General features: G+C 39.3%; 4 protein-coding genes. 2 read left to right on the forward strand and 2 right to left on the reverse strand.

Annotated features, from left to right (window positions below; translation table 11 throughout):
- On the forward strand, nucleotides 1–599 hold a 599-nt coding region (locus tag V5N63_RS11570; RefSeq protein WP_332034064.1), incomplete at its 5' end, for a hypothetical protein.
- 75 nt (nucleotides 600–674) lie between these two features.
- Nucleotides 675–1,406, forward strand: a complete 732-nt coding sequence (locus tag V5N63_RS11575; protein ID WP_332034065.1) for an SIMPL domain-containing protein — start codon at nucleotides 675–677, stop codon at nucleotides 1,404–1,406.
- Between the two features lie 94 nt (nucleotides 1,407–1,500).
- Here V5N63_RS11575 and V5N63_RS11580 read toward each other — a convergent pair whose 3' ends face one another.
- Entirely contained in the window at nucleotides 1,501–2,013 is a 513-nt protein-coding gene (locus tag V5N63_RS11580) for a GNAT family N-acetyltransferase (protein WP_332034066.1), read from the reverse strand.
- Between the two features lie 81 nt (nucleotides 2,014–2,094).
- Nucleotides 2,095–2,316 carry a PspC family transcriptional regulator gene (locus V5N63_RS11585; RefSeq protein ID WP_088468611.1) on the reverse strand — a complete coding sequence of 74 codons (222 nt, stop codon included), beginning with the start codon at nucleotides 2,314–2,316 and terminating at the stop codon, nucleotides 2,095–2,097.
- Nucleotides 2,317–2,548 lie beyond the last annotated feature (232 nt).

Here is a 2,548-nt window from a genome sequence, read left to right on the forward strand (position 1 = left end):
TTCGTTTTGTGAAAAGCGGTTACGACAGGATTTCTGTGAAGATATCAAAAGAGCATTATTCCGCACCGGTAAATGTTTCACTTCCCAAATCGGCGTACTTAATCGAGGAAATTGAACTTGCCTTTCAGGCATCGGGTAATTTAAAGAAAGATGTAAAATCTCTTGATCCACCGAGAAGGGTGGTTGCGCTCAATTCTTCAATGGACTCTTATATGCGAACTCCACCAACAGAATCATCGCCTAAACTTAAAACTCCGTCTGCATTTGCCCCGAAAGATTTCAATGCCGGACAGGTTGATGTAGTAAAGGCCGTGTCTGCTCTTGTAGGTTTGGTAAGTAAAGCAACCAGTTCGGCTATTACCACCGCCAATTATGCGGAAACTCAAGCGTTTTACCGACGGGTAAAAACAGAAATCGATCTTAGTTTTTATTGGTCGAGAGGCTGGACCGAAGAGGATCTCGACCGGTTTTTAATTTATGCCGATAACAGTTATTCACTGGCCAAAAAATACCGTAAAAGTTTTGATATTGCTGCTATAAGTTCTGATATGAAAATGGCTTATATCGAATACATTAAAACCCATAAAGTAGGAACCTGATTTTACGTAAAAGGTTAAAATTTGTAAAGCTGCGTTTTATTTTTTCTTATCTTTAGGAATCAAATGTTACCCCAAATGAACAAAACTATTATTGCCATCGCTATTGCGGCCGCCGGCTTTATCATTGGTCTTGCATTTTTAGGCAGCGCCATTAAGAATAGAAATAAGTCGGAAAATACCATTTCAGTTACCGGATTAGGAACCAAGAAATTCACATCGGATCTTATTGCCTGGAGCGGAAATTTTTCGCGCAACAGTTTCGAGCTTAAGTCGGCCTATGACGAACTGGCCAATGACAAAAAAGTAATTGAAAATTACCTGGCTTCCAAAGGAATTCCGAAAAACGAAATGGTTTTCTCAGCGGTGGATATTCAGAAACAGTTTAATTATTCTACCGATAATATGGGCAGAAGTCAGCAGACGTTTGCGGGATATCAGCTTTCTCAGCGGGTTTCCATCGACAGTAAGGATGTGGCTAAGATCGAAAATCTTTCCCGTAATATTACAGAAATTATCAATCTTGGGATAGAATTTACTTCTTCACCGCCCAATTATTTTTACACGAAACTGGCGGATGTAAAACAACAGATGATCGCGGACGCGACTAAAGACGCAAAACAGCGCGCCGAAAAAATTGCCGAAAATGCAGGTGCAAAACTTGGGAATCTGAAAAAAGCGACGATGGGTGTCACTCAGATTACTGAACCCAATTCTACGGAGGAGTTTTCTTACGGCGGAACTTTCAATACTTCTTCAAAGGAAAAAGAAGCCAGCATTACGATTAAATTGGAATACGAAGTTGATTAGGCGCGGTTGGCCACTGGCTTTTGGCTTCACCTAATCATCTTCTTCTAGCAGCTGGTTTTTTAGTTTTAGCAGGCTCATATTTTGAGTCCTCCGCTTAACAGTACACTACATCATAAATTTCCTCTTTAATCCAGTCGGTTTTTTCGGGTTTCCAGTTGGCTAAAAGCCACAGATTAAGTGAGTTTTTTTCCGGGTCGTAACATGGCTGTACATAATTCTCATCAATCACCATGAAACCGTTTTTCTCGTAAAACGAAATTCTTCTTGCTGCATTTTCGTCCTGATCTTCTGGTTCGGCTTCCAAAACGATGTGCGAATAGTTTTTGTAAAGATGACTGATGATTTCGGAGCCGTATTTTAGACTTCTAAATTCAGAAAATATTTCAAAATGTTCAATAAAAACGAAGTTGGTTAATTCCCAGGAAATGAGGTAACCGATATTTTTTAAATCTTTTAGAACTGAAAAGACTTTAACCCTCGGGTTCGAAAAGAGATGCCGGAACTGCTGTTCGCTGCGCCGCTCGTCTTCCGGAAAAGTTTCGCAATAGGACTTGTAAATTTCTTCGACCCGGTAATCGTCGAACGATGTAATCTGTAAATATTCCATAAAAAATAAAGGCTGTATGCTTTATGCTCAATACAAGTTTCAAGCCGTTGAAAAATTCAAATGATGCTTTTGGAGATAAAATCAAAGATCAAAAACGCTTGGCCGTCGGGTGATGAACATATCTTTAATCCAAAGGGTAAAAGCGAGGCCAAGGTAGATCAGAAAAAAAATACCCGCGGTGGCGAAAGTAGAATAAATGAAGAACACGCGCAGTTTTGAGACAGGAATCCCCAGTTTAGCGCCCATTCTTGTAAGAACACCAAACCACTGCCTTTCCATGGTATGTCTGAAGTTATCGAACATGTTTAAATTTGGTTATAAAGATACAATTTTTCGGGTTTAGATTCATCATCTGAATTTGTAGCTTAAGTTTTATGTACATTTTAAAAAAATGTTTTGTCAGTTCAATAAAAATAATAACTTTGCATTTCAAAGTTCTTTTTATGGAGTCAAAAAATTATCAGGAAGACCTTTCGCATATCCGCAGCATGATGGAGCGCAGTTCACGTTTTATTTCCCTCAGTGGACTTTCCGG

This window comes from Kaistella sp., from assembly GCF_032060305.1.
Classification (GTDB): Bacteria; Bacteroidota; Bacteroidia; order Flavobacteriales; family Weeksellaceae; genus Kaistella; species Kaistella yananensis.

Excerpts from the sequence above, each read along its gene's own strand:
- V5N63_RS11575 (WP_332034065.1), top strand. The coding sequence starts at position 675 with ATGAACAAAACTATTATTGCCATCGCTATTGCGGCCGCCGGCTTTATC.
- V5N63_RS11580 (WP_332034066.1), bottom strand. The coding sequence starts at position 2,013 with ATGGAATATTTACAGATTACATCGTTCGACGATTACCGGGTCGAAGAA.
- V5N63_RS11585 (WP_088468611.1), bottom strand. The coding sequence starts at position 2,316 with ATGTTCGATAACTTCAGACATACCATGGAAAGGCAGTGGTTTGGTGTT.